Source organism: Pseudoxanthomonas sacheonensis, assembly GCF_010093305.1.
Classification (GTDB): domain Bacteria; phylum Pseudomonadota; class Gammaproteobacteria; order Xanthomonadales; family Xanthomonadaceae; genus Pseudoxanthomonas_A; species Pseudoxanthomonas_A sacheonensis.
This window is the reverse complement of sequence record NZ_PDWS01000014.1, coordinates 55,085-79,144: the sequence shown is the minus strand read 5'-3', so window position 1 is coordinate 79,144 and position 24,060 is coordinate 55,085. Positions and strand designations below refer to the sequence as shown.

The following is a 24,060-nucleotide window of genomic DNA, read 5'->3' as shown; positions in this document are numbered from 1 at the left end:
GGCAGGCTCAGATCTCGGAAAGCTCCACCAGGTAGCCGGTGGTGCCGCCGGTCACGTCGATGCGGTAGCGCGCGCCGTCTTCGACGTATTTGCCGGTGCTGAAGTTGCTGTTGATGGTGGCGTTGGCCGGTTCCAGCACGCGCACCCGCAGGCGGCCCGCGGTGGCCTCGCGGCTGTTGACCAGGGTCGGCAGCACCGGCGTATTGACCTGGAACGTAGCGGTGGTGCCGGCGGTCATCGCGAAGGTGTCGCGCACGGTCAGCTTGCGGCCGGCGAAGGTGAACTGGCGTCCCCAGGAAGTCACCGCGGTGTTGTCGCAGAAGGCGGGCGTCAGGTTGGCGTTGGCGGTGAAGTCGCCGCCGCTTGCGCCCGGAGTCACCGTCATGGTCGATATCTTGGTGGTCGATTCGCACTGGCGCGCCACGGTGCCATTGCGCACGAAGCGGACCAGATTGTGCACATCGGTGCCCTGGTTGATGCCGCTGTGGCTCCAGATGTTGGCGGTGACGGCCAGCCAGTCGCGCGAGAACAGGGTGAACGACCCCTGGTCCTGGTGCGCATGGCTCTCGTTGTACGGACCGGCCACGATCGCCACCCACATCGCGTTGGTATCCCAACCGGTGCGGGCGAACAGATGCCCGACGCCCGTGGCGTGATAGACCAGACTGGAGGGTGGGGTGGCGGTGGTGCCGGACGGCAGCAGGTCGTAGCGGAAGTTGAAACCCGAATTCATCTGCGTGCCCGGCAGCAGCACGCCGCTGCTGTTCTTCATCATGATGTTGCTCAACCACCAGGTGGAGGCGCGCTGGGCGGCCTCGCTGTTGGCGGTCTGCCTGGCTTCCAGCACCAGCCGGCGGTGGTAGTCGTACAACTCGGGGACCGAGTTGCGCGACTGGTCGCCGATCGGGGCGAACCGGTCCATGGTCGGCACGGTGGCGTTGATCCAGTAGTAGATGCTGTCCGTCGCATGCGTGTTGGTGTTGGCCAGGTCAGAACCGGTGGCGTCGCGCCACAGGTGGTACAGCGAGAACAGCCGCATCTGCGCGGTGCCGTAACCGGTGCCTTCGCTGCTGCCGCCACCGGGCAGCCTGGCGAAATACGCCTGCAGCGCGGGCAGGCGGCGGTTGCGCAGTTCGGACATCCAGGTGGCGTTGTTGGTGGCCAGCGCCCAGTACATGGTCGCTTCGAGGAAACTGTAGTGGTAGTTGTTGCCCGGGTTGTCCACCGACCAGCCCGTCCACGGCGCCGAACGGTTGCCCCAGCGTGCGCTGCCGTAGTTCCAGATATTCCATACCGACTGCTCCGCATACGCGGACCAACGCGTCCGCTGCGCGCCGGTGATGAAAGCCGAACAGGTGACCAGCGTCATCGACAGGTCCGAGATCATCGGACCCACTTCCAGGTAGGAGTCGCCGGCGATTTCGGGATTGCTGCCCGCCGCGATGGCGGCTTCGGCGTCGGCGACCTGCCGCTCGACCATGTTGACGGCCAGCGTGCAGTACTTCGATTCCGGCGAGAGCTGGTACATCATCGCCGCTTCGCTGGCGGCGAAGGCGTAGCCCGGGCTGCCGTTCACCGCAGCGTCGACCCAATTCTTGAAGCGCGTATACGCGGCGGAGCTGGTGTTGACGTAGCGCCGTACCGAAGGCAGCTGGATCAGGCGGGGCAGGGAAGAGTTGGCCATCTGCGGGCCGCTGCCGCCGCCACTCATGACCGGGCCTGCCGGTGCGGACGCTGCCGGCGTAGTGGTGCTGGCGATGGGGGCGGGCGTGGGCTTGGCCGGGGCAGCGGCGGTACGGGCGCGGCTGCGGAGCAGGTTCATGAGCCTGACCGGTAGCAACGTTTCCGAATAGGCCCGCGCCAGCGACTGCGCGCGGCCGGTTGCGGTCAGGTATTGCTGCCAGGCTTCCTGCGACCGCTTCTCCCAGCGGTCGCCGAACAAGCCGGCTGCACTGGAAGCGGTGACGGTGATGAGGAAGGCGCTGCCGACAAGGGAAGCGGCGATCAGCCGCTTGCGGCGAACTAGCGGGCCCAAGGCCCGGGATGATGCTGGAATGGGGTGCTGCACGGGGGTTCTCCTAAAGCCGTGCGCACAACAACGACAATAGGATTATTGTCGTTTCGCTCTGGCTCCCCCTAGCCCATACAAAACGCATCGGCGGGCGCATCATAACGTGGTCGGTCGGAACTACCGGACACGCGTACGGGGCCGAAATGGCTTCGTTCAGCTGGCGTCAGGGTTCGGATTTCGCCCAAAGCAGGGCCTTCATGATGCGCCTGGCTGGCCGATCACGGTAAAAATGTGACGGACATCATTTCTCCGAAAGTTCGACCAGATAGCCGCTTTGTCCGCCGGCCACGTCGATGCGCCAGCCGCTGCGGAACTCCTGCGCGTCCACCTTGCGCCACTCGTGGATGCTGATGGAGGCGTTGGCCGGCTCCAGCACGCGCATCCGCAATCCGCCGGCCAGCACTTCGTTGCCGTTGATCTTCGGTTCGGCCGGTACGTTGACCTGGAATACGGCCCGCGTGCCCGCCCCCAGTTTGAATTGATCGCTGACGGTCAGCTTGCGTCCGGCGAAATCCAGCTTGCGCTGCCAGCTTCCCAGCGCGGGGTTGCCGCGGTAGACGGGGGTCAGATCGGCGGTTGCGGAAAAAGCGCCTTGCTGGCCCGGCACAACGGTCAGCTTGGAGCGCGACTCGGCGCTTTCGCATTGGTGCACGATGACGTCGCCGCGCGGCGCGGCGCATTGGCTGGCGCTGCCGTTGCCGCGTTCGAAGCGGACGACGTTGTGGACTTCGGTGCCTTGCTGGATGCCGCTGTGGCTCCAGATGTTTTCGGTGACCGCCAGCCAGTCGCGTGCGAACAGGGTGAAGGAACCCTGGTCCTGGTGCGCGTGGCTCTCGTTGTACGGGCCGGCGACGAAGGACACCCACATAGCGTCCTTGTCCCAGCCGGTGCGGGCGAAGAGGTGCCCGGTGCCTTCGGCAAGGTAGACCAGCCCGCTCGGCGGATGTCCGCCCTTGCCGGCGGGAAGCAGGTCGTAACGGCTGTTGAAGCCGCCGCTCATGCTGGGCACGGAAATGGAGTCCAGCCACCACGCGGACATGGCCAGGGCTTCGGGTTCGTTTGTCAGTTGCCGCGCTTCCAGCACCAGCCGCCGGTGGTAGTCGTACAGCTCCGGCACCGAGTTGCGCGACTGGTCGCCGATGGGGGCGAACCGGTCCAGGGTAGGAACGGTGGCGTTCACCCAGTAGGCGATGCTGTCGTGCGCATGCGGGCTGGCGTTGGCGAGGTCTTCGCCGGTGCTGTCGCGCCACAGCCGGTAAAGCGAATACAGGCGCATGTGCGCCGCGCCGTAACCGGTGCCTTCGCTGCTGCCGCCGCCCGGCAGCTTTGCGAAGTAGGCTTTGAGCGGCGGCAGCCTGCGCTCGCGCAGATCCTTCATCCAGGTGTCGCTGCCGCTGACCAGCGCCCAGAACATGGTGGCTTCCAGGAAGCTGTAGTAATAGTTGTTGCCGGGATTGTCGGTGGACCAGCCCGTCCAGGGATGCGGTTTTCCACCCCATTGGGCCGAGCCGTGGTGCCATACGTTCCACACCGCCTGCTCGGCGTAGGCCGACCAGCGCTTGCGCTGCTCGGCCGGAATATCGGCCGAGCAGCTGTCCAGAGTGAGCGCCAGGTCGGCGATTTGCGGTCCCACTTCCAGGTAGGAGTCGCCGGCGATTTCCGGGCGGCCTCCCGAGGCGATCGCCGCTTCGGCATCGCTCACTTGCTTCTCCACCATGCCCACGGCCAGCTTGCAGTATTTATCGCCGCCGGAAAGCCGGAACATCAGCGCCGCGTCGCTCGCTGCGAAAGCGTAGCCGGGATTGCCGGCCACCGCCGAATCGACATACGACTTGAAGCGCGAATAAGCGGCGGACTTCTTGTCCACGAACGAAAGATCCACCTTCAGGCCGCCGCTACTGGCGGGAGCGCTGGCGGTCGGAATCTCGCTTACGGCTTGCGGACTGGGTGAGGGCGGAGGCGCCGCCGCTTGCGTTACCGCCTGCTTGTCGCCGGCTTCGCTGCATTGGGCCATGGCTGCGGCAAGCATGGCCAGGCACAGGAGGAAGGCGCTGGACCAGCCGCGTCCTTGCTTGCGCGATGCGCTCGCGGGGGCCTGCTGGCTCATGACGCGCTCCTCAGCGATTGGAATACGAAATGCTCAGATACACCAGATTCTGCGAAACGCTTTGCCCGACCGCGTTGCTGTCGCGCTTGTAGCGCTCCCATTCCAATCCCGCGCTCCAGTGGCGCGTCCATTGGTAACGCAAGGTGGCGCCCACCCGCGTGGTTTCGTCCTCGCGGCCCAACTGCGTGTACTCGATCTTCTCGTAGGTGCCGTACATGCCCAGGGTCAGCGAGCGGCGCAGCAGCCAATGCAGGTCGCTGCGCAAACCATGGTTGTTCTGATCGAATTCGTCCGAATCCACGTAGTTTCGCTTCTGCACGTACGGCGCCACCATGAAGTTCAGCCGGGTGTTGGTGAAGGTGTACTCCAAATCCAGGTTGCGTATCTCATACGGCGAAGCGTTGACCACCGCATCGCCGGTCAGCACGTTTTGCGGCAGGGTGGCGTCGGCCTGGATGCTGCTCAGCGCGTCGATGGCGGTGTCGGAGAACTGGCTGGAGGCCATCACGGTCAGGCTGTGGCGTTCGCTCGGGCTCCAGGTGGCGTCGAAGCGGAACAAGGGTTCCGAGCGCGTCTGGCTGCCCTGCCGGTATTCGATACGCGAGTAGCCCAGATCGGTGCCCAATTCGAACTGGGCCAGGGTGCGGGAGTAGCGACCGAAGAGATCGTAGCGGTTGTAGTCGCGGGCTACGATGTCGTCTTCGAAGTCCACGCGCTGGGCCTGCACGTTGAGCGAGACCCGGCTGGTGGGAGTGAGTTCCTTGATGGTGCGCAACGCCAATGCCAGGCGCTGCGAATTGAACTCGTCGGTCACTTCCGCGTCGCTGTTCACATAGCGAAGTTCGGCTTGCCCCTGCAGGGTGGGCGACCAGTTGAACATCATGGTGGGGCCGGCCGAAAACACGTTGACCTGCTGGCGGTTGCCCGGCGCATCGGGTACCAGCGCATCGACCGGCTGTATGGACAGATTGTCCTCGACCAGGAAGTACAGGCGCTGCGGGATGGCGATCCAGTTCAGGCTGCCGGACAAGGTGCCGTCGACGGTGTCGGTGAACACGTCGTCTTCGTAATCGCGGTATTCGATGCGGCCATCGGCATGCGCCTGCACCGAGGAGTTGTTCTCGGTCACCAGAAAACCGAGCCCGCTGCGCAAATAGCGCTGGTCTATGGGGTCCGACGGCGCCAGGGTGACGTTGTCGTTCCACTCCATGCCCAGGTCCAGGTTGTAATCCACCCGTGCCGCCCAGGCCGTGCCGGGCACGCACACCAGGCTGGTGGCGATGACCGACGCGCGTAGGTATTTGGGGTGCATGCGCCTTCTCCTTGCGGATGCTTCAGGGCAGGTGGTTGAAAACGACGCCGGCGACCTTCTCGGGAGGAAAACTCGCCAGCGCCGCCTCGATTTTCTCCGGCGTCACCAATCCGTAGCCGGCGACCAGCACTACCATGTCGGCCAGTTCGGAAAGAATGCGCGCATCGGGCGAGCCGAGCACCGGAGGGCTGTCCAGGATGAGGTAGCGGTCCGGATAGCGGCTGCGCACCGAATCGATCATGGCGCGCATGCGGAAGGAGCTGAAGGATTCGCCGGTGGTTTCGCGCTGGCGGCCGCTGGGGATCAGGCGCAGCCGCGGCACGCCGGTGCGGTAGAGGATCCTGCTCACGTCCAGCGAGCTGTCCTCCAGGTAATCCATCAGTCCGCCGCCGGAGGTGTCCACGCGCAGAGCGGTGTGCTGGGAGGGGTGCAGGACATCGCAGTCGATCAGCAGGGCGGTCTTGGTGTCGTCGAAGGCGAACGCGGCGGCCAGGTTGCGCGCCACGAAACTGCCACCGCAGCCATGGCTGACCGGGGCGACCAGGGTGACGAAGTTGCGCTCGCCGCCGGCGGCCAGCAGGCGCGTGCGCAGTTCGCGGAACGCGTCGGCCTGTTCGCGCACCGAGTCGTTGCGGTGGATGACGCGGCGGTCTTCCAGTTCGCGCGTGGTCAGCGCCTTGGGCTCGTCGAGCAATGCGAGCGAGCGGGCGGCGTCTACGCGACGGATGACGCCTTGCGAACGCTCGGTTTCGTGATTCGCTGTCGGTTCCACGATCGGTTCCAGGTTGTCTTGTCGGTTCATGACGTTCATGTCAGGCCATCATCTGCTTGTAGCCGAACGCCAGTCCGTAGGCCAGCACGACCACGAACATGATTCCCAGGCTCATCGCCTGACGCAGGCGCAAACGGCGCTGGTCGCGCGGCGTGCGGTACAACGGCACCACCGTCAGCAACTGGCGGTCGGAGAGCTTCTGCAGCTGGTTGGCCGAACGGATGCGGGGATCGAAGCGCACCCGCAGGAACAGCAGGGCCAGCGGCACCACCACCGCCATCAACAGGCCGGCGATGGCGAAATGCAGGAAGCGCAGGCCGGTCGGGCGCAAGGGCATGATCGCCGGATCCTGCACGCGCAGAGTGAGGCCGCGCTCCTCGCGGTCCAGCTCCATCGACACGCGCGCGTTCTCGCGCCGACGCAAGAGGTCCTGGTAGATGTCGCGGTTGACTTCGTAGTCGCGAGTCAGTTCGGCCAACGCGCTTTCCGAAGCGGCGATGCGGCGGCTGCGGCCGAGTTCTTCGTCCAATAGCGATTCGGCGATTCCCATGCGCGACTGGGTGGCGGCCATTTCGCGGCGGGCCTGTCCCTGCTGGCTGCGCAGTTCCTGGTACAGCGGATTCATCTGCGCGTCGTCGAACGGGCTGGCGGTTTTCGGCGCCGTCGCGCGCCGCTGCTCTTCATCGCGCATCGCCTGCTGGATATCGGCCATCTGGTGGCGGATGCGCACCACGTCCGGGTATTGTTCGGTGTAGGTCAGCAACAGGCGGTCCAACTGGCTCTGCAGTTCGAGCAGCTGTCCGCGATACAGGCTTTCGCGGGTCTGCACGGCAGTCACGGCGGATTCGCCGGAAAGCTGCGAGGTGATGGCGCTTTCGCGCGAGCGCTGCTCCAGCAACGCCATGCGGGTCTGCTCGACCTGCGTACGCAGCGCGCTGATGCGGGTGCTGGCGTCGGTGGCGCTGCCGGGCTGCGCATCGGCATTGGCGGAACGGTACTTCTGCAGGTTGTCCTCGGCGTCGGTGAGTTTCTTGTGGTAATCGTTCACGCGCGCATCGATGAACTGGTAGGCCTCGCGGCTTTCGCGGCCCTTGGCGGCCAGGCTTTCCTTGATGAACATCGCACCCAGGCGTTCGGTCACTTTGTAAGTGCGTTGCGCATCGGAATCGCGGTAGGTGATCTCGACCAGATCGGGGCGCGAGGCGCGGATGGTGATGCGTTCCTTCAGCTCCTCCAGCAGGCGGTCGCGTTGCAGGGGAGTGGGGTTGTCCTCCAGCCAGCCGCCGGTCTTCAGCGCGTCTTCCAGCACCCTGCGGCTGTAGATCACCTGGCGCGCGATGCCGGCGCGGTCGGTGACGCCGGTGGCCACGGCGCGGCCTTCCAGCAGCGGCTGGATGATGTCGCTTTCCTGGGCCAGGATGGTGGTGGAGGCGGTGTAGTTCTTCGGCAGCAGGAACAGGCCGGCGAAAAGGGTCAGCAGTGCGATACCCGCGAAGATCGCGACCAGCGTCAGCGTGTGGCGGCGCCCTTCGTTCAGAAGGATCGGTACGATCTCGTTCGGGGCAAGGGCGGTGGAAGGCCGGTTGACGGCCGTGGAACGGCGTCCGGGAAGTGCTTCTGCGCTCATCAGAACGTGCGCTCTGGAATGGTGATGACGTCGCCCGGCGAAACCGGGAAGTTGGTCGACAGGTCGCCGCGGTTGAGGATCTTGTCCAGGCGCACCGCGTAGGTTTCGGTGCCTTCGCCCGATTTGCGATAAAGCTCGGAGCGATCGCCAGCGGCGAATTCGGTCACACCGCCAGCGGCCAGCACCGCGTCGAGCACGGTCATGCCGGGGCGGTAGGGAATCGAGATCGGTTGCCGCACCGCACCGGTGACGCGCACGCGCGACAGGTATTCGTGGCTGCGCAGGTCGGTCAGGATCACGGCGACCTGCGGGTCGCGCACGAAACTGGCGAGCTTGGTCTGGATGTCCTTGGCCACTTCGGCCGGGGTATGGCCGCCTGCGGCGACATCACCCACCAACGGCACCGAGATCATGCCGTCGGGACGAACCGGCACGGTGATGCCCAGTTCCGGATTGCGCCAGACCGACACCTGCACGATGTCGTCGACGCCGATCTTGTAGGAATCGACAGCGGTGGCGGTCGCCTGGACGGCCGGAGGCGCTTTCGCGCTACCGCCGCTGCTTGCGCAGGCGGTCAGCAGGAGCGACAGGCAGACGGCCGTCAGGCCAGCAATAGAGCGCAACATTCCATTTCCCCTGTGTTGGTCACGTCAACTAGAACGCCGAAGGCATGCTGTTCCGGACAGGGGAAACCTGAATCAGGGCGTCGACAGGCCCAGGTTCAGGTCCGGTAGAAATCCCGGTACCAGTCCACGAAGCGGCGTACGCCGGTTTCGATGGAGGTGGAAGGCGAATAGCCGGTATCGCGCTGCAGGGCGCTGACATCGGCGTAGGTGTCGGGCACGTCGCCGGGTTGCAACGGAAGCAGGTTGCGTTCGGCCTTGCGGCCCAGGCAGTCCTCCAGCACTTCGATGTAGCGCAGCAGCTGCACCGGCTGGTGGTTGCCGATGTTGTAGACGCGATAGGGCGCGGTGGAACTGGCGGGGGTGGGGTCGAGCGGATCGTAATCCGGGTCCGGCCCGGGTACGCGGTCCAGCGTGCGGATCACGCCTTCGACGATGTCGTCGACATAGGTGAAGTCGCGGGTGTGGTGGCCGTGGTTGAACACGTCGATGGGCTCGCCCGCCAATATCTTGCGGGTGAACAGGAACAGCGCCATGTCCGGGCGTCCCCACGGCCCATACACGGTGAAGAAGCGCAGGCCGGTGGTGGGCAGGCCGAACAGATGGCTGTAGGTGTGGGCCATCAGCTCGTTGGCCTTCTTGGTGGCCGCGTACATGCTGACCGGATGGTCCACGCTGTCTTCCACGGCGAAGGGCAGTTTCTTGTTCGCGCCGTAGACCGAGCTGGAGGACGCGTACACCAGATGCTCGATGCCGCGATGGCGGCAGGCTTCCAGGATATTGAGGAAGCCGACGATATTGCTTTCCACGTAGGCCTGCGGATTCTCCAGCGAATAGCGCACGCCGGCCTGCGCGGCCAGGTTGACCACGCGTTGCGGCTTGAACCGGTCGAAGGCCTCTTCCAGCGCCGCGCGGTCTTCCAGCGAGGCCTGCACGAAGCCGAAGCCGTCCAGCGGCAGCAGCCTGTCCAGACGCGCCTGTTTCAGGCGCGGGTCGTAGTAGGGGTTGAGGTTGTCGTAGCCCAGCACCTCATCGCCACGGGCCAGCAGACGCTGGCTCAGGTGTGAGCCGATGAAACCGGCGGCGCCGGTGACCAGTACGCGCATTTCAAGTCTCGTGGTGGATTGCGGGCGACAGTCTATTACAGACGGTCCCCGACATTCTTGCCGTAGCCGGCGGTCTCACAGGCAGTCGTCGACGCTCTGCCGGGGAAGGGCGCGTTTGACGTCGAACAACACCGCATCGGGCTTGCCGAAGGCGCGGATGCCTTCCGCGCCCAGCGCGATGAACTCGCGGTGCGAGACCGCCAGGATGATCGCCTCGTACTTGCCGGCTTCGGGCTGCGCGGTCAGCTCCAGCCCGTACTCGTGGCGCGCTTCGTCGGCGTTGACCCACGGGTCGTGGATATGCACGTTGGCGTTGTAGCTGCGCAGTTCGGTCACGATGTCCACCACCCGCGTGTTGCGCACGTCCGGGCAGTTTTCCTTGAAGGCCAGGCCCAGCACCAGGATGTTGGACTGGGTGGTCTGCAGATTGCGCTGCGCCATCAGCTTGGCGGTGCGGCGTGCGACATGGCTGCCCATGCCGTCGTTGATGCGGCGCCCGGCCAGGATCACGTCGGGGTGGTAGCCGATCTGCTGCGCCTTGTGGGTCAGGTAGTAGGGGTCCACGCCGATGCAGTGGCCGCCGACCAGGCCGGGACGGAAAGGCAGGAAATTCCACTTGGTGCCCGCCGCTTCCAGCACCTCGTGGGTATCGATGCCCAGGCGGTGGAAAATCAGCGCCAGCTCGTTGATCAGGGCGATGTTGACGTCGCGCTGGGTGTTCTCGATCACCTTGGCCGCCTCGGCCACGCGGATGCTGGAGGCTTTGTGCGTGCCGGCGGTGATGATCTGGCGGTACAGGTCGTCGATGAAGTCGGCCGCTTCGGCGGTGGAGCCGGAGGTCACCTTCATGATCGTCTCCAGGCGGTGCTGCTTGTCGCCCGGATTGATGCGCTCGGGGCTGTAGCCGGCGTAGAAATCCTGGTTGAAGGTCAAGCCCGATTCGGCCTCGATGATCGGCACACAGACTTCCTCGGTCGCGCCAGGGTAGACCGTGGATTCGTAGATCGCCACGCCGCCTTTGCCGATCGCCCGGCCTACCGTGCGGCTGGCCGATTCAAGGGGACGCAGGTCGGGCCGCTTGTATTCGTCGATCGGAGTGGGCACGGTGACGATGAAGACGTTGCAGCCCTTCAGCTCTTCCGGGTCGCTGGCGAAACTGAGGTTCGCCGCATCGCGCAGCTCCTGTTCCGATACTTCCAGCGTATGGTCGTGGTGCCGGCGCAATTCGCCCACGCGCTTGGCGTTGATGTCGAACCCGAGGGTCTTGAAGCGGCGTCCGAAGGTGGCTGCCAGCGGCAGGCCCACATAACCCAGGCCGATGACGGCGATGCTGATCTGGTCGCGCGAAGGCAGTGCGGCATCCATACGGAAGGTGGCTCTCGTCTATTAAGTGGACATGCTGGCGGACGGAGTCTAGCCGATGCCGTTTGCAGCCGCGCTGCACACGGTGGATGCGGAATCCCCCTTGTTGGACCACTGAACGCGCAAAACGTCCCGTTGAGGACAACGGCGTTGGTGTCCGCCACTGCCGCCGTATTGCGTAAACCTGTAGTGCCGGACGCAAGACGCCCGGTAAACCAGGGGAAACAGACCATGCGCATACTGCTTTGCGGCGGAACCGGCTATATCGGTTGCCATACCTATCTGGTGCTGGCCGCGCGCGGGCATGAAGTGACCCTGGCGGATAATTTCAGCAACAGTTCCCCGCAGGTGCTGCATCGGCTTGAAACGCTGACCGGATCCTCGGTGGGTTTCCATCGGGTCGACATGCGCGACCGCACCGCGCTGTCGCGCCTGTTTTCCTCGCGCCGGTTCGACGCCGTAGTCCATTTCGCCGCGCTCAAGGCGGTCGGCGAGTCCTGCGAACGGCCGCTGGATTATTTCGACAACAACATCAGCGGTACCATCAACCTGTTGCAGGCCATGCGCGAGGCGGATGTGCGGAACCTGGTGTTCAGTTCCTCGGCTACCGTCTACGGCGACCCCGAGCGCCTGCCCATCGACGAAAACGCGCGCTTGCAAGTCACCAATCCTTACGGACGCACCAAGCTGGTGATGGAGGAGTTGATCGGCGACGTGTGCAAGGCCGATCCCTCGTTCCGGGCCGCCAACCTGCGCTACTTCAATCCGGTCGGAGCGCACGATTCCGGCATGGTGGGCGAGGACCCCGGCGGCGTTCCCAACAATCTGATGCCTTATATCTGCCAGGTGGCGGTGGGGCTGCGCGAGAAGCTGAGCGTGTTCGGCGGCGACTGGCCCACCATCGATGGCACCGGCGTACGCGACTACATCCACGTCATGGATCTGGCGCGCGCCCATGCCGACGCACTGGACTATCTGGCCCGCGAGGATCGCAATCTCACGGTCAACCTGGGAACCGGGCGCGGCGTGAGCGTACTGGAGCTGCTGCGCGGTTTCGAGAAGGCTTCGGGCCGCAGCATCCCTTACCAGATCGTCGAGCGGCGCGAGGGCGATGTGGCCGAAGTGTATGCCGATCCTTCGCTTGCCCAGCGGTTGCTGGGCTGGCGGGCCGAGTTGGATGTCGATGCCATGTGCCGCGACGCCTGGCGTTGGCAGTCGCTCAATCCGCAGGGCTACGCTTCGCTGCTGGCGACGGAGCCGGACAGGAGACTGGCAACCGCCTGAGGTTGCTTCATCCAGGCGAAGTGGTCTGCGCGCGCGCCCAGCGCCGCGCGGTCCAGCACGCTGAGGGTCGTGGCGGCGTTCGGCATCTTTTCCAGAAGGGCCAGCATCGACCGGCGCGGCGCCAGCCAGTCGTCCTTGAACAGCACCGCCTGCGTCCGCGCAGGAACCGCGGACAGCGCCGCTTCAAGATCCGCTTGCATGCCGGCAGCTGCGTAGCGGTTGCTGAGGCCTATGCTAGCCCAGTCGCGCATCAGGCTGCGCGCCTCGTCGCCCGCAAAGCCCAGGCGTCTGCCGTGGAAGACGCCGCGACGGTCGGCGATCCATGGTACGAACTGGTAGGCGAAGGGGAAGGCGTAGCGTTTGGGCGCAGGGAAGTTGCGCCAATACGGCGAACCGCTGGCCACCAGCCACAGGCGTTCGAACGCATCGGGGTTCAGGCCCAGATAGCACGCCGCGAACTGCGCGCCGATGCTGTGGCCGCCGATGATGCGCTGCCTCGCGCCGCAATATTCGGTCGTGGCGGCATGGCTGCGCGCGATGTCCTGGGTCAGTATGTGGCGATAGCCCCAGTCCACCTGCCGGCTCGGGCGCAGGTCGCTGCTGCCGTTGCCGCGCATTTCCTGCAGGAACACCGCCACGCCCTTGGCTGCCAGCGCATCGGCGAACGGAAGGTAATGCCGCGCCGCCACGCCAAGCGCCGGCAGCCAGAGCAATGAAGCCTGCGGATGCGCGGGGATGCGAGCGGTAAGGTTGTAGCGGTGGCCGTCGTCCGTGGACAGCGGGATATCCAGTTCCTGGATGCTCATCGTGCCGGCGCCGCTCCGAAATGATCGAGTATCACTATCTCGCCGCGCCCCGGACGGTAGCCCTTGCGCAGGGCGGCATGCACGTAGTCCGACGCAACGGAGCAGGCTTCGCTCAGCGCAAGGCCCCGGCACAGGTTCGCTGCGACCGCGGAGGCCAACGTGCAGCCGGTGCCATGGGCTTCGATGCGCAAGCGCGGGTGCGCGATCTCGACGATGCCTGTGGAGTCTGCGAACAGATCGATCACATCTCCGTCGTCCTGCAGATGGCCGCCTTTCAGGAATACGGAGGCGGCACCCAGCGACAGCAGTTCTCCAGCGGCCGCGCGCATTCCCGCGCCGTCGGCAATGGCATGGCCCAGCAGCAGTTCGGCTTCCGGCAGGTTGGGCGTAATCACCGAGGCCAATGGAATCAGGCGCTGACGCAAGGCATCCAGGGCCTCGTCTTCCAGCAGTTTCGCGCCGCTGGTTGCGACCATCACCGGGTCCAGAACGATGAAGGCGGGCTTGTGCGCCTGCAATGCATCAGCGACCGCACCGATCACGTCCGCATTGGCCAGCATCCCCAGCTTGACCGCGCCGATATCGAAATCCTCGAAACAGGCCCCGATCTGCGCGCGCAGAAAATCCACGGGAGGGACGTTCACCGCAACGACTCCGCGCGTGTGCTGCGCGGTCAATGCGGCGATGGCCGATAACCCATGCACGCTGTGCGCCGCGAAGGTCTTCAGATCGGCCTGGATGCCGGCGCCGCCGCCGGAATCGGAGCCGGCGATGGTCAGGGCGGAGAGGATTCGCGTGTTCAAGCGTCGGTGGCCTTCGTTCCGTCGGGATCGACCAGGGTTTCGGCCAGTTGCAGCGCCGATTCGAAATCCGCCACGAAATGCAGTTCGCCTTCGCGCGACTCCAGATGCATCTTACTGGCAACCTGGCGCGGCTGGGATTGCAGGCCCGAGATGATCAGCACGATGCCGCGGCGGCGGCAGCGGTCGAACAGCGTTTTCAGAGCATGCACGCCGCTGGCGTCGATGATGGGCACCAGGCGCATGCGCAGGATGAAGACCTTCGGTGGTTGGAAGAACTGGTCGAGCAGCTCGTCCAGCCGGCTGGCCGCGCCGAAGAACAAGGGTCCGCTGATCTGGAACGCTTCCACTCCTTCGGGCAGGCGCGCCCGTTGCGTGGGATCGGCGCCGCCCGCGCGGTCGTCGCCGTTTTCGTCGATCAGCCGGATCCCCGAGCTGACTTCGAACGCGTCGGCCATGCGGAACATGAAGACGAATGCCGCCACCACGATGCCCGCCTCGATGGCGATGGTCAGATCGAAGAACACGGTCAGGAAGAAGGTCAGCAGCAGGACCAGCCGGTCGCCTTTGGGCGCGGACATCGTGTGCCGGAAATGCTGGTATTCGCTCATGTTCCAGGCCACCACCAGCAGCACCGCCGCCAGCGCGGCCAGCGGAACATAACGCATCCATGGCGTCAGCAGCAGCATGAAAACCAGCAGGAAAACCGCATGCAGCATGCCGGCCACCGGCGAGCGCCCTCCGGCGCGGATGTTGGTGGCGGTGCGGGCGATGGCGCCGGTCGCGGGCAAACCGCCGAACAACGCCGCGCCGACGTTGGCCACGCCTTGCGCCACCAGTTCGCCGTTGGAGCGATGGCGGCCGCCGGTCATGCCGTCGGCGACCACCGCCGACAGCAGGGACTCGACGCCGGCCAGAAAGGCGATGGTGAAAGCGCTGGGCAGCAGTTCGAAAGTGCGCTCGAACGGAATATGCGGAATGTCGAAGACCGGCAACGACGAAGGCAAATTGCCGAAGCGGCTGCCTATGGTTTCCGCCGGCATCGCGAAAGCCGCGCAGACGCCGGTGCAGACCAGCAGGGCGATCAGGAAACCGGGCCAGTCCGGCTTCCAGCGCCGCAGCGCGATGATGATGGCGAGGCCCAATACCGCGAGCGCTACCGCTGCCGGTTGCGTGGTCGCGATGTGCCTGGCGTAAGCGGACCAGCGTTCGAAGAATTCCGCCGGCACGCTTTCCATCCGCAATCCCAGCACATCCTTGACCTGGCTGGAAAAGATGCTGACCGCGATGCCGGCGGTGAAGCCGGTGATCACCGGCTGCGGCATGTATTTCATCAGCGTGCCCAAGCGCAGCAGGCCGGCGCCGATCAGCATCAGTCCGGCCAGCAGCGTGCACAGGATCAGGCCGCCGAAACCGAACTTCTGGATCACCACGAACACGACCGGAATGAACGCCGCCGTCGGCCCGCCGATCTGCACCCGCGATCCGCCCAGCGCGGAGATCAGGAAGCCGGAGATGATCGCGGTATACAGGCCTTTCTCGGGCGTGGTGCCGCTGGCGATGGCCAGCGCCATGGCCAGTGGCAGCGCGACGATGGCGACCGTGAGCCCGGCAATGGCGTCGGCACGCAGTTCGGTCCACCCGTAACCGCCGCGCAGCACCGTGTAGAGCTTGGGAACGAACAGCTGCGCGTACTGTTTCGGCGTGATCGGTTGCATGTTCGCATCTCCCCGTGTGCCGGCGCGCCTCCCGGGCCGTTCGGCCAGCGCGCGCGAATGGTCGTGCGCGGAAGACCTGCGGGCATTCGGATATCGCCCCGGCAAATCCGCGTCGGCGATACATGCCGTGAGCGGATTGGCCTAGGCGCCGATATCCTGCCGCATCGATCGCCATTGGCGATAACCGGCATAACCGAAACCAACCAGGCCGGTCAGCGTCGCTGGCACCAGCAACGCATCATAGCCCAGGCGTCGGAATAGCCAGGCACCCGCCACGCCGCCGGCCAGGAAGCCGGCGATGATCAGCGCGCTTAGCATCAGGCGTCGTTTGGGTAGCGGCATTCCGCGCAATGCATGCCCCAGGCCGATGCCCAGGTCGGTGAACATGCCGCTCAAGTGCGTCGTGCGCACCACTGCCCCACTGTAGGTCGTCGCCATGGCGTTCTGCAGTCCGCACGCCATCGCGGCCAGAAGAGCTCCGAAAATCTGCTGTTGCTTGAACAGAGGGATGGCGGCGAATAGCAACAGGGATTCCAGCGCCAGCGTCACGCCATAACGGCGGCCCAGCCGCAACGCGCTGTCCTGCACGATCACCCCGCTCAGCGCCGCGCCGATCATGAAGGCCGCCGTGATGCCCAGCAGGTGCCAGACCGCACGCGCGTCGCCATGGGTTATCGCAGCCCCCAGCAACGATGTGGTGCCGGTAAGGTGAGTCACGGCCTGATGCTCGAAACCGAGGAAACCCACCACGTTCACCATCCCGGCGACCGACGCGAGCGCACCTGCCCCGATCCAGACCCAGCGGGGTAGCCGCACGCCCATGCCGCTTACAGCACTTCGGACGCGTAGTCGGCCAACCTCGAACGCTCTCCACGGCGCAGGGTGATGTGCGCGCTGTGCGCCCAATTCTTGAAGCGGTCGACGGCGTAGGTCAGGCCCGAGGTGGTTTCGGTGAGGTACGGGGTGTCGATCTGCTCCACATTGCCCAGGCAGACGATCTTGGTGCCGGGGCCGGCGCGGGTGATCAGCGTCTTCATCTGCTTGGGGGTGAGGTTCTGCGCTTCGTCCAGGATCAGATAGCGGCTGAGGAAGGTGCGGCCGCGCATGAAGTTCATCGAACGGATCTTGATGCGCGAGGCGAGCAGGTCGTTGGTCGCCGCACGGCCCCAGGCGCCGCCGTCCTGGTTGTGGGTCAGCACTTCCAGGTTGTCGGTCAGTGCGCCCATCCAAGGGGTCATCTTCTCTTCCTCGGTACCGGGCAGGAAGCCGATGTCCTCGCCCACGCTGACGGTGGCGCGGGTCATGATGATCTCGCGGTAACGCTGCTGGTCCATGGTCTGGGCCAGGCCTGCGGCCAGCGCGAGCAGGGTCTTGCCGGTGCCGGCGGTGCCGAGCAGGCTGACGAAGTCGATTTCCGGATCCATCAACGCGTTGAGGGCGAAATTCTGCTCGCGGTTGCGCGCGGTGATGCCCCAGACGGCGTGCTGGGTGTTGCGGAAATCGTCGGCCAGCGCCAGCGTCGCTTTCTTGTCCGCTCCGATCTTGGCGACGCGGAATTCGACTTCGTCCTCGCCCGGCAGGTACAGGAACTGGTTGGGGTACCAGTCTTCGTCGTCGGTGATGCTGACTTCGTAGCTGGTGCGGCCGGCCTTGTCGCTCCATGAGCGCAGGTCCTTCTCGTGGCGGTCCCAGAAATCGGTGGGAAGCTCGGTGGCGCCGGTGAACAACAGGCTGAAATCGTCCAGCGCCCGGTCGTTTTCGTAGTCCTCGGCCACCAGTCCGCTGATCGCGGCCTTGATGCGCAGGTTGATGTCCTTGGACACCAGGATGACCGGCACCTCGGGATGCTGTTCGCGCAGTTCCAATACCGCGGCGAGGATCTTGTTGTCGGGAGCGACGGTGCCGAAGGTGCGGTCCAGCGCCACCGGCCTGGTCTGGAAATAAAGCTTGCCGATCGCGCTCTGCGATTTGAGCTGCAGGCCCTGCGGATGGCTGAGTACGATGCCCGCGTCGATCTGTTCGGCGCCGGCGCCTTCGATCAGCTCGTTGAGGAAACGGCTTACCTGGCGCGCGTTGCGGCTGACTTCGGTCATGCCTTTCTTGGCGTTGTCCAATTCCTCGATGACCTGCATGGGCAGGAAGACATCGTGTTCCTCGAACTTGAACAGCGCGGTCGGATCGTGCATCAGCACATTGGTATCCAACACGTAGATGCGCTTGCTTCGGGTCATCTAGACAGCCTCATGGAGGGTGGGGTGTGGATGGGTTGCTGCGGATGAAACGTGGAAACGAAAACGACGGCCGACCACCGCGGCCCGCAAGGCGGGGCAGTGGCGCGATGAGGACAGGCGAAAGGTCACTGCTTGCTTGCGACCTTCAGGGCTTCCAGCACGGCCTCGGCATGGCCGGCGACCTTCACCCCGCGCCATTCCTGCGCGATGCGCCCCTCGGGCGAGATCAGGAAAGTGCTGCGGACCACGCCCAGTACCTTGCGGCCGTACATGTTCTTCTCATGGATCACATCGAAGGCTTTGCACAACGCCTCGTCGGCGTCGCTGACCAGTGGAAACCTGAAACCCTGCTTGGCGCAGAAATTATCGTGGGATTTGACCGAGTCGCGGGACACGCCCAGCACCGTCGCGTTGAGCTTCCTGAATTTCGGCAGCAAGGCGTTGAAATCGATGCCTTCGGTGGTGCAGCCCGGCGTGCTGTCCTTCGGATAGAAGTACAGCACCAGCCACTGGCCGGCGTAGTCGGAGAGTTTCGCGGTTTGCCCGCCGGACAGCGCCAGCGGAAGCTTCAGCGTGGTTTTGCTCAGGGCCGTGCCGGTTGCGGTCATCAGGTCAGAACTTCATCGGGTCCATGATCGCGTCCAGGTTCAAGTGGTCGCAGAATTCCAGGAAATCGTCGCGCAGGGCGGCGATGTGCATGTTGGCGGGTACGCCAATGGTCACCTGCGCCGAAAACATCTCCGCGCCGGTCTGCATGGCGCGGTAACGCGTGCTTTGCAGATTCTCTATGGTGATGCCCTGGCGGTCGAAGAAATCGGCCAGCTGGAACAGGATGCCGGGCTTGTCGGCCGCCACCACTTCCACGATGTACGGCAGCAGGTTGGACTGCACCACCTTGGCGCCGGTGCGGTACCAGACCAGCTTCATGCTTTCCTCGCGTTCCAGCCGGGTCAGCATGGCTTCCAGCTTGGCTACCGCGTCCCATGAGCCGGTCGCCAGCGCGGTCACCGACACATCCCGGCCCACGGTGGAAAGGCGTGCGTCGACCAGATTGCAGCCGCTATCGGCGATCCGGCGCGTCACCGACAAGAGCGGCGACTCCGGATGCGTCGTATAGGCGTTGATCAGGAGGTGGTTTTCGTTCGGCGAAGGCCGGGCGTTCGAATCAGTCTGTGGGGCTTCAGGCATCACTTCTAGTCTGAATGGCGACCGGGCAGGTGCCCGGTGCATGGCCCAGCATACTTGCCCACGCTTTCCAGCCGCAAGTAACATCGCAGGGTGCGCGGCGATCCGCGCGACCCCATTTCGAAGGCAGCCGCTTGTCCCTTTCCGGCAGTATCACCGCACTTGCGACACCGTTCACGGTTGCCGGCGAGCTGGATCTCGATGGCTGGCGCCGTCTGCTGCAGCAGCAGCTCGATGGCGGCACCCAGGGTCTGGTGGTGGCCGGTTCGACCGGAGAAGCCGCGGCCCTGACCGATGACGAATACGACCTGCTGCTGAAAACCGCGGTCGAAGCCGTGGCTGGACGGATCCCCATCCTGGCGGGCACCGGCCAGATGAACACCGCCAAGACCATCGCCCAGACCCGCCGCGCCGCTGCCGGCGGCGCCAATCTGGCGCTGGTGGTGACCCCTCCGTACGTGCGCCCGACCCAGGCCGGGCTGATCGCCCATTACCGCGCCGTGGCCGATCAGGGCGGTCTGCCGGTGGTGCTGTACAACGTGCCCGGCCGTACCGGTTGCGATCTTCTGCCCGAGACGGTGGCCGAGCTGGTTTCGCACCCGAACATCGTCGGCATCAAGGAAGCGCGTTCCGAGCCTGAGCGCATGGCCGCTCTGCTGGCGTTGCGCGGCGACAGCTTCGCCGTGCTCAGCGGCGACGACCCCACCGCGTGCCGCGCGATGCTGGCTGGCGCCGATGGCCTGATATCGGTGGGCTCCAATGCGTTGCCGCGCTCCTTCCGTACGCTCTGCGATCTTGCCCGCCGCGGCGAGCGCACGCGGGCGGAGCATCAGGACGTGCAAATGCAGGCGTTCTATTCCTTCTTCGGGGTCGAATCCAACCCCATCCCGGTGAAGGCGCTATTGCAGCGTTTGGGTTACGGTGCGGGCCTGCGCCTGCCGCTGTTGCCGCTTTCCGAGGCCCACGCGGCCGAGGCCGACCGTCTGCATGCGGCCGCCAGCGCCCTAGAAGAACAGTCCAGCCGCGAAGCCATCGCGGCCTGATCCAAAGCCGGTCGCGACGTAGTCGCGGCTTAATACCAGAACTCCCAGGAGATTACCCAATGCGTTCCTACTCCCCGTTCCTGCGCCCGCTCGCCTTCGCGGCACTGGCCATCGCCGTGCTTGGCGTCACCGGTTGCAAGTGGTTCCGCAAGGGCAACCCGGACTATGCGATGAGCGCCGAAACCAGGCCGCTGGAAGTGCCGCCGGACTTGAATCTGCCAAACACCGCCGGCGCCATGAAGCTGCCGCCGACGGGCGCCCAGGCTGCGACCCAGGGCGTGGCGACGTCGGCGACCGGTTTCAACGTGGCCGGCCCGCGCGACGAGGTGTTCGCCAAGGTCGGCGAGGCGCTGGCGGGCGTGGACGGCCTCACCATCGCCAGCCGCGCGCAATTGCTGGGCAGCTACGACGTCAACTACGAAGGCAGCAACTTCCTGGTGCGGGTGGTGGCGGTTGAGGCCGGCGCGTACGTGTCGGCAGTCGATCCCCGCGGCCTGCCGGCGGCCGGTTCGGCGCCCAAGCTGATTGCGGCGTTGAAGGCGAAGCTGGGCGGCTGATCGGCCGCCTCATGGATCGCGAAAAAAAAGGGCGCCCTGGGCGCCCTTTTTCATTGTGCCGCCTGTCGCCGCAGCTCCTCGCTCAGCGCTCCAGCAATGGTAGCTTGTCCGGTTTCCCTTCCCATTCCTTCGCATCGGGCAGAGGCTCCTTGCGCACGGTGATGACCGGCCAGGCCATCGCCAGTTCCTTGTTCAGGGCCACGTAGCCTTCCTGTCCGGCGGGCACGTCGTCTTCGGGGTAGATGGCGTTGATGGGGCATTCCGGCTCGCACAGGGTGCAGTCGATGCATTCGTCCGGGTCGATCACCAGGAAGTTGGGCCCTTCATGGAAACAGTCCACCGGGCACACCTCCACGCAATCGGTGTACTTGCACTTGATGCAGTTCTCGGTGACGACGAAGGGCATGGGTCCGGTCCGATGGGAGGTGCGGCAAGTTTAGAGCATCGCAAGTCTGGAACGCCGCAAGAGCGCTGTAGCGCGGCATCGCCGATATCGCGCGGCCCGCATAAAAAAGCCCGGCCTTGAAGACCGGGCTTGGCCAGCGATTGCCCGGGCCGGAGCGGTCGCTCCCGGCGCGGAACAGGGAATATGGTGCTCCCTAGGGAATTCGAATCCCTATTTTAGCCTTGAGAGGGCCACGTCCTAACCGTTAGACGAAGGGAGCTTTTGGTAAGCAGCGCTGCGACGGACTAGTATATTCGCCAGTCCGTGCCTGCGGCAAATGCCCGTCAGGCCCGAACCAGCCCAGAACCGACCCGAAACATTCCCACAGACGGACCCGCCATCATTACGTCGCAAGCCCTCCCAACCGCCGCCGTCACTCTGCGCGTCATCCCGCGCGATCAGCACAACATTTCGCGCAGGGACATAAGCCCCAATGCATTGCGCGTGCTGTACCGGTTGCGGGATTCGGGCTTCTCCGGCTATCTGGTCGGCGGCGCGGTCCGCGACCTTCTGGTCGGGGGGCATCCGAAGGATTTCGACATCGCCACCGACGCCACTCCGGAACAGGTCAAAGCGCTGTTCCGCAACAGCCGCCTGATCGGCCGGCGCTTCCGTCTGGCGCACGTGGTGTTCGGCCGCGAGATCATCGAGGTCGCCACCTTCCGCGCCAATGTCGACGACGGCAGTGGAGACCGCGAACAGCACGAAGGCGGCCGCCTGCTGCGCGACAACGTCTACGGAACCATCGAGGACGATGCGGTACGCCGCGATTTCACCGCCAACGCGCTGTATTACGCCATCGAGGATTTCTCGGTGCGCGACTACGTGGGCGGCTTCGAGGATGTGCAGGCGCGCAAGATGAAGCTGATCGGCGATCCCGAGCAGCGCTACCGCGAGGACCCCGTGCGGATGCTGCGCGCGATTCGGCTGGCCGGCAAGCTGGGCTTCGAGATAGATCCGGCCTCGGCCGAACCGATACCGCGGCTGGCGACGCTGCTTTCCGAAGCCGCGCCGGCGAGATTGTTCGAGGAACTGCTGAAGCTGTTCCTGTCCGGCAATGCCGTGGCCAGTTTCGAAGGCCTCGAGCGCTTCGGCCTGTTGCCGGCGATCCTGCCCGAAACCGCAGCGGCGCTGGCTTCCAACCGCAGCGGCGCCCTGCGCAGCATGCTGCTGGAAGGCCTGCGCGGCACCGATGCGCGCGTGGCCAACGACGAACCGGTTTCGCCGGCGTTCCTGTTCGCGCTGCTGCTGTGGCCGGCATATTGCCGCGCCCTGATCGGTCTGCAGGCGCAGGGCGTGAACGCCGAAGAGGCCCAGCGCCGCGCGGCCGACCGGGTGACCCTGCACCAGCTCGGCACGGTCGCCTTGCCGCGCCGTTTCTCGCTGCCCATGCAGGAAATCTGGCTGCTGCAATCGCGCTTCAGCTCCAGGCAGCGCAAGCGGGTGATGCGTCTGCTGGCGCATCCGCGTTTCCGCGCCGCCTACGATTTCCTGCTGCTGCGGCTGACCGCTTCCAGCGAGCACGCGGAAGACGTGGCGTTCTGGCGCGAAGCCCAGACCCAGTCGGGCGAGGAGCTGTCCGCTGCATTGGGCGTGGCCGTTCCGCGCGATGTCTATGCCGAAGACGACGCGGCGCCGCCCAAGCGCCGTCGCCGCCGCCGCCGCTCCGGCAGCGCTGCGCCCGCCGCGGAATGACCCACCCCGTCATCGCCTTCGTGGGCCTGGGCGGCAACCTGGGAGATGCCGCCGCGACTCTGCGCTCGGCTGTCCTGGCGTTGGCCGTTTTGCCCGAAACCCGCCTGCTGCAGGCCTCCAGCCTGTACCGCACGCCGGCGTGGGGGCTGGAGCGGCAGGCCGATTTCATCAATGGCGCGGCCATGCTGGAAACGCGGCTGCCGGCGCGCCCGTTGCTGGAGGCTTTGCTTGCGGTGGAGCGCGATTTTGGCCGCCAGCGCGAGGCTGCGTCGCGCTGGGGCCCGCGCACCCTGGATCTGGACCTGCTGCTGTACGGCGATGCGGTGATCGCTGAGCCCGGCCTGCAGGTGCCGCATCCGCATCTGCACGAGCGCGCCTTCGCCCTGGTGCCTTTGCTCGAGATCGCCCCGGATATCCTCATCCCGGGACAAGGCCGCGCGCGGGACGCTCTGTCCAGGCTGGATATCTCGGCCATAGAGTCGTTAGGGTGATAATCAACCGATGAGCACACACGCCGAAATCAAGAAGTGGACCCTGCCGGCACTGGCCGCGGCCAAGCGCGAACAGCGCAAGCTGGTGATGCTGACCGCCTACGACTACAGCTTCGCGCGAGTGGCCGACGCCAATGGTGTGGACCTGGTGCTGATCGGCGATTCGCTGGGCATGGTGGTGCAGGGCCGGGATTCGACTTTGCCGGTCACGGTGGAACACATCGCCTACCACACCACGGCGGTCGCGCGCGGGTTGAGCCGGGCGATGCTGATCTCCGATCTTCCTTTCCAGTCCGACGCCACTCCCGAACGCGCGCTGCAGGCCTCCATCGCGCTGCTGCAGGCAGGCGCGGAAATGGTGAAGCTGGAGGGCGCAGGCCACAAACTGGAAGTCATCCGCTTTCTGGTCGAACGCGATATTCCTGTCTGCGCGCATCTTGGCCTGACCCCGCAGTCGGTGCTGAAGTTCGGTGGTTACAAGGTGCAGGGCCGCGACGAGCAGGCCGCCGCCAAACTTCGTTCCGACGCGCAGGCTGTGGCCGATGCCGGCGCCTCCATGATGGTGCTGGAATGCGTGCCGTCGCCGCTGGCGGCGGCCATCACCGCGGCCAGCGCCATTCCCACCATCGGCATCGGCGCCGGCCCGGACTGCGATGGCCAGGTGCTGGTGCTGCACGATTTCCTGGGCATCGATACAGGCCACCGCAAGCCGAAATTCGTCAAGGATTTCCTGGCCGAAGGCGGTTCCATCGCGGGCGCCATAGCTGCCTATGCCACTGCGGTGCGCGATGGCTCGTTCCCCGATGCGGAACATTCCTACTGAAC

22 protein-coding genes and 1 tRNA gene are annotated in these 24,060 nt (G+C 65.4%); 6 read left to right on the top strand and 17 right to left on the bottom strand.

Annotated elements, in window-relative coordinates; genetic code table 11:
- Positions 1-7 precede the first annotated feature (7 nt).
- The 8 genes from CSC73_RS12710 to tviB form a co-directional block, all read right to left on the bottom strand.
- Entirely contained in the window at positions 8-2,035 is a 2,028-nt protein-coding gene (locus CSC73_RS12710; RefSeq protein ID WP_163840800.1) for a heparinase II/III family protein, read from the bottom strand.
- Between the two features lie 277 nt (positions 2,036-2,312).
- On the bottom strand, positions 2,313-4,178 hold the full coding sequence (locus tag CSC73_RS12705; protein ID WP_163840799.1) for a heparinase II/III family protein: 1,866 nt from the start codon (positions 4,176-4,178) through the stop codon (positions 2,313-2,315).
- 10 nt (positions 4,179-4,188) lie between these two features.
- The gene (locus CSC73_RS12700; protein ID WP_163840798.1) at positions 4,189-5,490 is read right to left on the bottom strand and encodes an outer membrane beta-barrel protein; all 1,302 of its coding nucleotides are present in this window, start codon (positions 5,488-5,490) and stop codon (positions 4,189-4,191) included.
- Positions 5,491-5,512: 22 nt separating this feature from the next.
- Entirely contained in the window at positions 5,513-6,292 is a 780-nt protein-coding gene (locus CSC73_RS12695) for a P-loop NTPase family protein (RefSeq protein ID WP_246197513.1), read from the bottom strand.
- 10 nt (positions 6,293-6,302) lie between these two features.
- Positions 6,303-7,889, bottom strand: coding sequence for an XrtA system polysaccharide chain length determinant (locus tag CSC73_RS12690; RefSeq protein WP_163840796.1), 1,587 nt, complete (start codon positions 7,887-7,889; stop codon positions 6,303-6,305).
- On the bottom strand, positions 7,889-8,515 hold the full coding sequence (locus CSC73_RS12685) for an XrtA/PEP-CTERM system exopolysaccharide export protein (protein WP_093280500.1): 627 nt from the start codon (positions 8,513-8,515) through the stop codon (positions 7,889-7,891). The genes CSC73_RS12690 and CSC73_RS12685 overlap by 1 nt, the downstream gene beginning before the upstream one ends.
- Positions 8,516-8,610: 95 nt before the next feature.
- Positions 8,611-9,618: an NAD-dependent epimerase gene (locus CSC73_RS12680; RefSeq protein ID WP_163840795.1), complete on the bottom strand. Its 1,008-nt coding sequence runs from the start codon at positions 9,616-9,618 to the stop codon at positions 8,611-8,613.
- 75 nt (positions 9,619-9,693) lie between these two features.
- Complete coding sequence (tviB, locus tag CSC73_RS12675) at positions 9,694-10,983, bottom strand: Vi polysaccharide biosynthesis UDP-N-acetylglucosamine C-6 dehydrogenase TviB (RefSeq protein WP_163840794.1); 1,290 nt, start codon at positions 10,981-10,983, stop codon at positions 9,694-9,696.
- A gap of 228 nt (positions 10,984-11,211) precedes the next feature.
- On the opposite strand from tviB, the gene galE reads away from it, so the two are divergent.
- Positions 11,212-12,264: a UDP-glucose 4-epimerase GalE gene (galE, locus tag CSC73_RS12670; RefSeq protein WP_163840793.1), complete on the top strand. Its 1,053-nt coding sequence runs from the start codon at positions 11,212-11,214 to the stop codon at positions 12,262-12,264.
- Here galE and CSC73_RS12665 read toward each other — a convergent pair.
- From CSC73_RS12665 to CSC73_RS12635, 7 genes are all read right to left on the bottom strand, one after another.
- Complete coding sequence (locus tag CSC73_RS12665; RefSeq protein WP_163840792.1) at positions 12,213-13,070, bottom strand: alpha/beta hydrolase family protein; 858 nt, start codon at positions 13,068-13,070, stop codon at positions 12,213-12,215. The genes galE and CSC73_RS12665 overlap by 52 nt on opposite strands.
- Positions 13,067-13,873, bottom strand: a complete 807-nt coding sequence (gene thiD / locus CSC73_RS12660) for a bifunctional hydroxymethylpyrimidine kinase/phosphomethylpyrimidine kinase (RefSeq protein WP_246197512.1) — start codon at positions 13,871-13,873, stop codon at positions 13,067-13,069. The genes CSC73_RS12665 and thiD overlap by 4 nt, the downstream gene beginning before the upstream one ends.
- Positions 13,870-15,588 carry a SulP family inorganic anion transporter gene (locus CSC73_RS12655; protein ID WP_163840791.1) on the bottom strand — a complete coding sequence of 573 codons (1,719 nt, stop codon included), beginning with the start codon at positions 15,586-15,588 and terminating at the stop codon, positions 13,870-13,872. Before CSC73_RS12655 ends, thiD begins: the two co-directional genes overlap by 4 nt.
- A 141-nt stretch (positions 15,589-15,729) precedes the next feature.
- Positions 15,730-16,410 (bottom strand): YoaK family protein, encoded by a 681-nt coding sequence (locus tag CSC73_RS12650; RefSeq protein ID WP_093280490.1) that lies wholly within the window; start codon positions 16,408-16,410, stop codon positions 15,730-15,732.
- A gap of 5 nt (positions 16,411-16,415) precedes the next feature.
- Entirely contained in the window at positions 16,416-17,819 is a 1,404-nt protein-coding gene (locus CSC73_RS12645; protein WP_163840790.1) for a PhoH family protein, read from the bottom strand.
- 125 nt (positions 17,820-17,944) lie between these two features.
- Entirely contained in the window at positions 17,945-18,427 is a 483-nt protein-coding gene (locus tag CSC73_RS12640) for a peroxiredoxin (protein WP_163840789.1), read from the bottom strand.
- A gap of 4 nt (positions 18,428-18,431) precedes the next feature.
- Entirely contained in the window at positions 18,432-19,007 is a 576-nt protein-coding gene (locus CSC73_RS12635; RefSeq protein WP_163840788.1) for a glycine cleavage system transcriptional repressor, read from the bottom strand.
- Positions 19,008-19,138: 131 nt separating this feature from the next.
- Between CSC73_RS12635 and dapA the strand changes: the two genes are divergently transcribed.
- The gene (dapA, locus tag CSC73_RS12630; protein ID WP_163840787.1) at positions 19,139-20,047 is read left to right on the top strand and encodes a 4-hydroxy-tetrahydrodipicolinate synthase; all 909 of its coding nucleotides are present in this window, start codon (positions 19,139-19,141) and stop codon (positions 20,045-20,047) included.
- 59 nt (positions 20,048-20,106) lie between these two features.
- Positions 20,107-20,604: a hypothetical protein gene (locus tag CSC73_RS12625; protein WP_163840786.1), complete on the top strand. Its 498-nt coding sequence runs from the start codon at positions 20,107-20,109 to the stop codon at positions 20,602-20,604.
- An 82-nt stretch (positions 20,605-20,686) separates the two neighbouring features.
- On the opposite strand, the gene fdxA is transcribed toward CSC73_RS12625, so the two are convergent.
- On the bottom strand, positions 20,687-21,010 hold the full coding sequence (fdxA, locus tag CSC73_RS12620; protein WP_163840785.1) for a ferredoxin FdxA: 324 nt from the start codon (positions 21,008-21,010) through the stop codon (positions 20,687-20,689).
- 184 nt (positions 21,011-21,194) lie between these two features.
- Positions 21,195-21,269: transfer RNA gene (locus CSC73_RS12615), tRNA-Glu, on the bottom strand.
- Positions 21,270-21,367: 98 nt separating this feature from the next.
- Here CSC73_RS12615 and pcnB point away from each other — a divergent pair.
- Genes pcnB through panB form a run of 3 tightly spaced genes read left to right on the top strand, consistent with a single transcriptional unit; the run spans position 21,368 to position 24,058 of the window.
- Positions 21,368-22,744, top strand: coding sequence for a polynucleotide adenylyltransferase PcnB (gene pcnB, locus CSC73_RS12610; protein WP_163840834.1), 1,377 nt, complete (start codon positions 21,368-21,370; stop codon positions 22,742-22,744).
- Positions 22,741-23,235, top strand: a complete 495-nt coding sequence (folK, locus tag CSC73_RS12605) for a 2-amino-4-hydroxy-6-hydroxymethyldihydropteridine diphosphokinase (protein WP_163840784.1) — start codon at positions 22,741-22,743, stop codon at positions 23,233-23,235. Before pcnB ends, folK begins: the two co-directional genes overlap by 4 nt.
- Before the next feature lie 10 nt (positions 23,236-23,245).
- Positions 23,246-24,058, top strand: coding sequence for a 3-methyl-2-oxobutanoate hydroxymethyltransferase (gene panB, locus CSC73_RS12600; protein WP_163840783.1), 813 nt, complete (start codon positions 23,246-23,248; stop codon positions 24,056-24,058).
- Positions 24,059-24,060 lie beyond the last annotated feature (2 nt).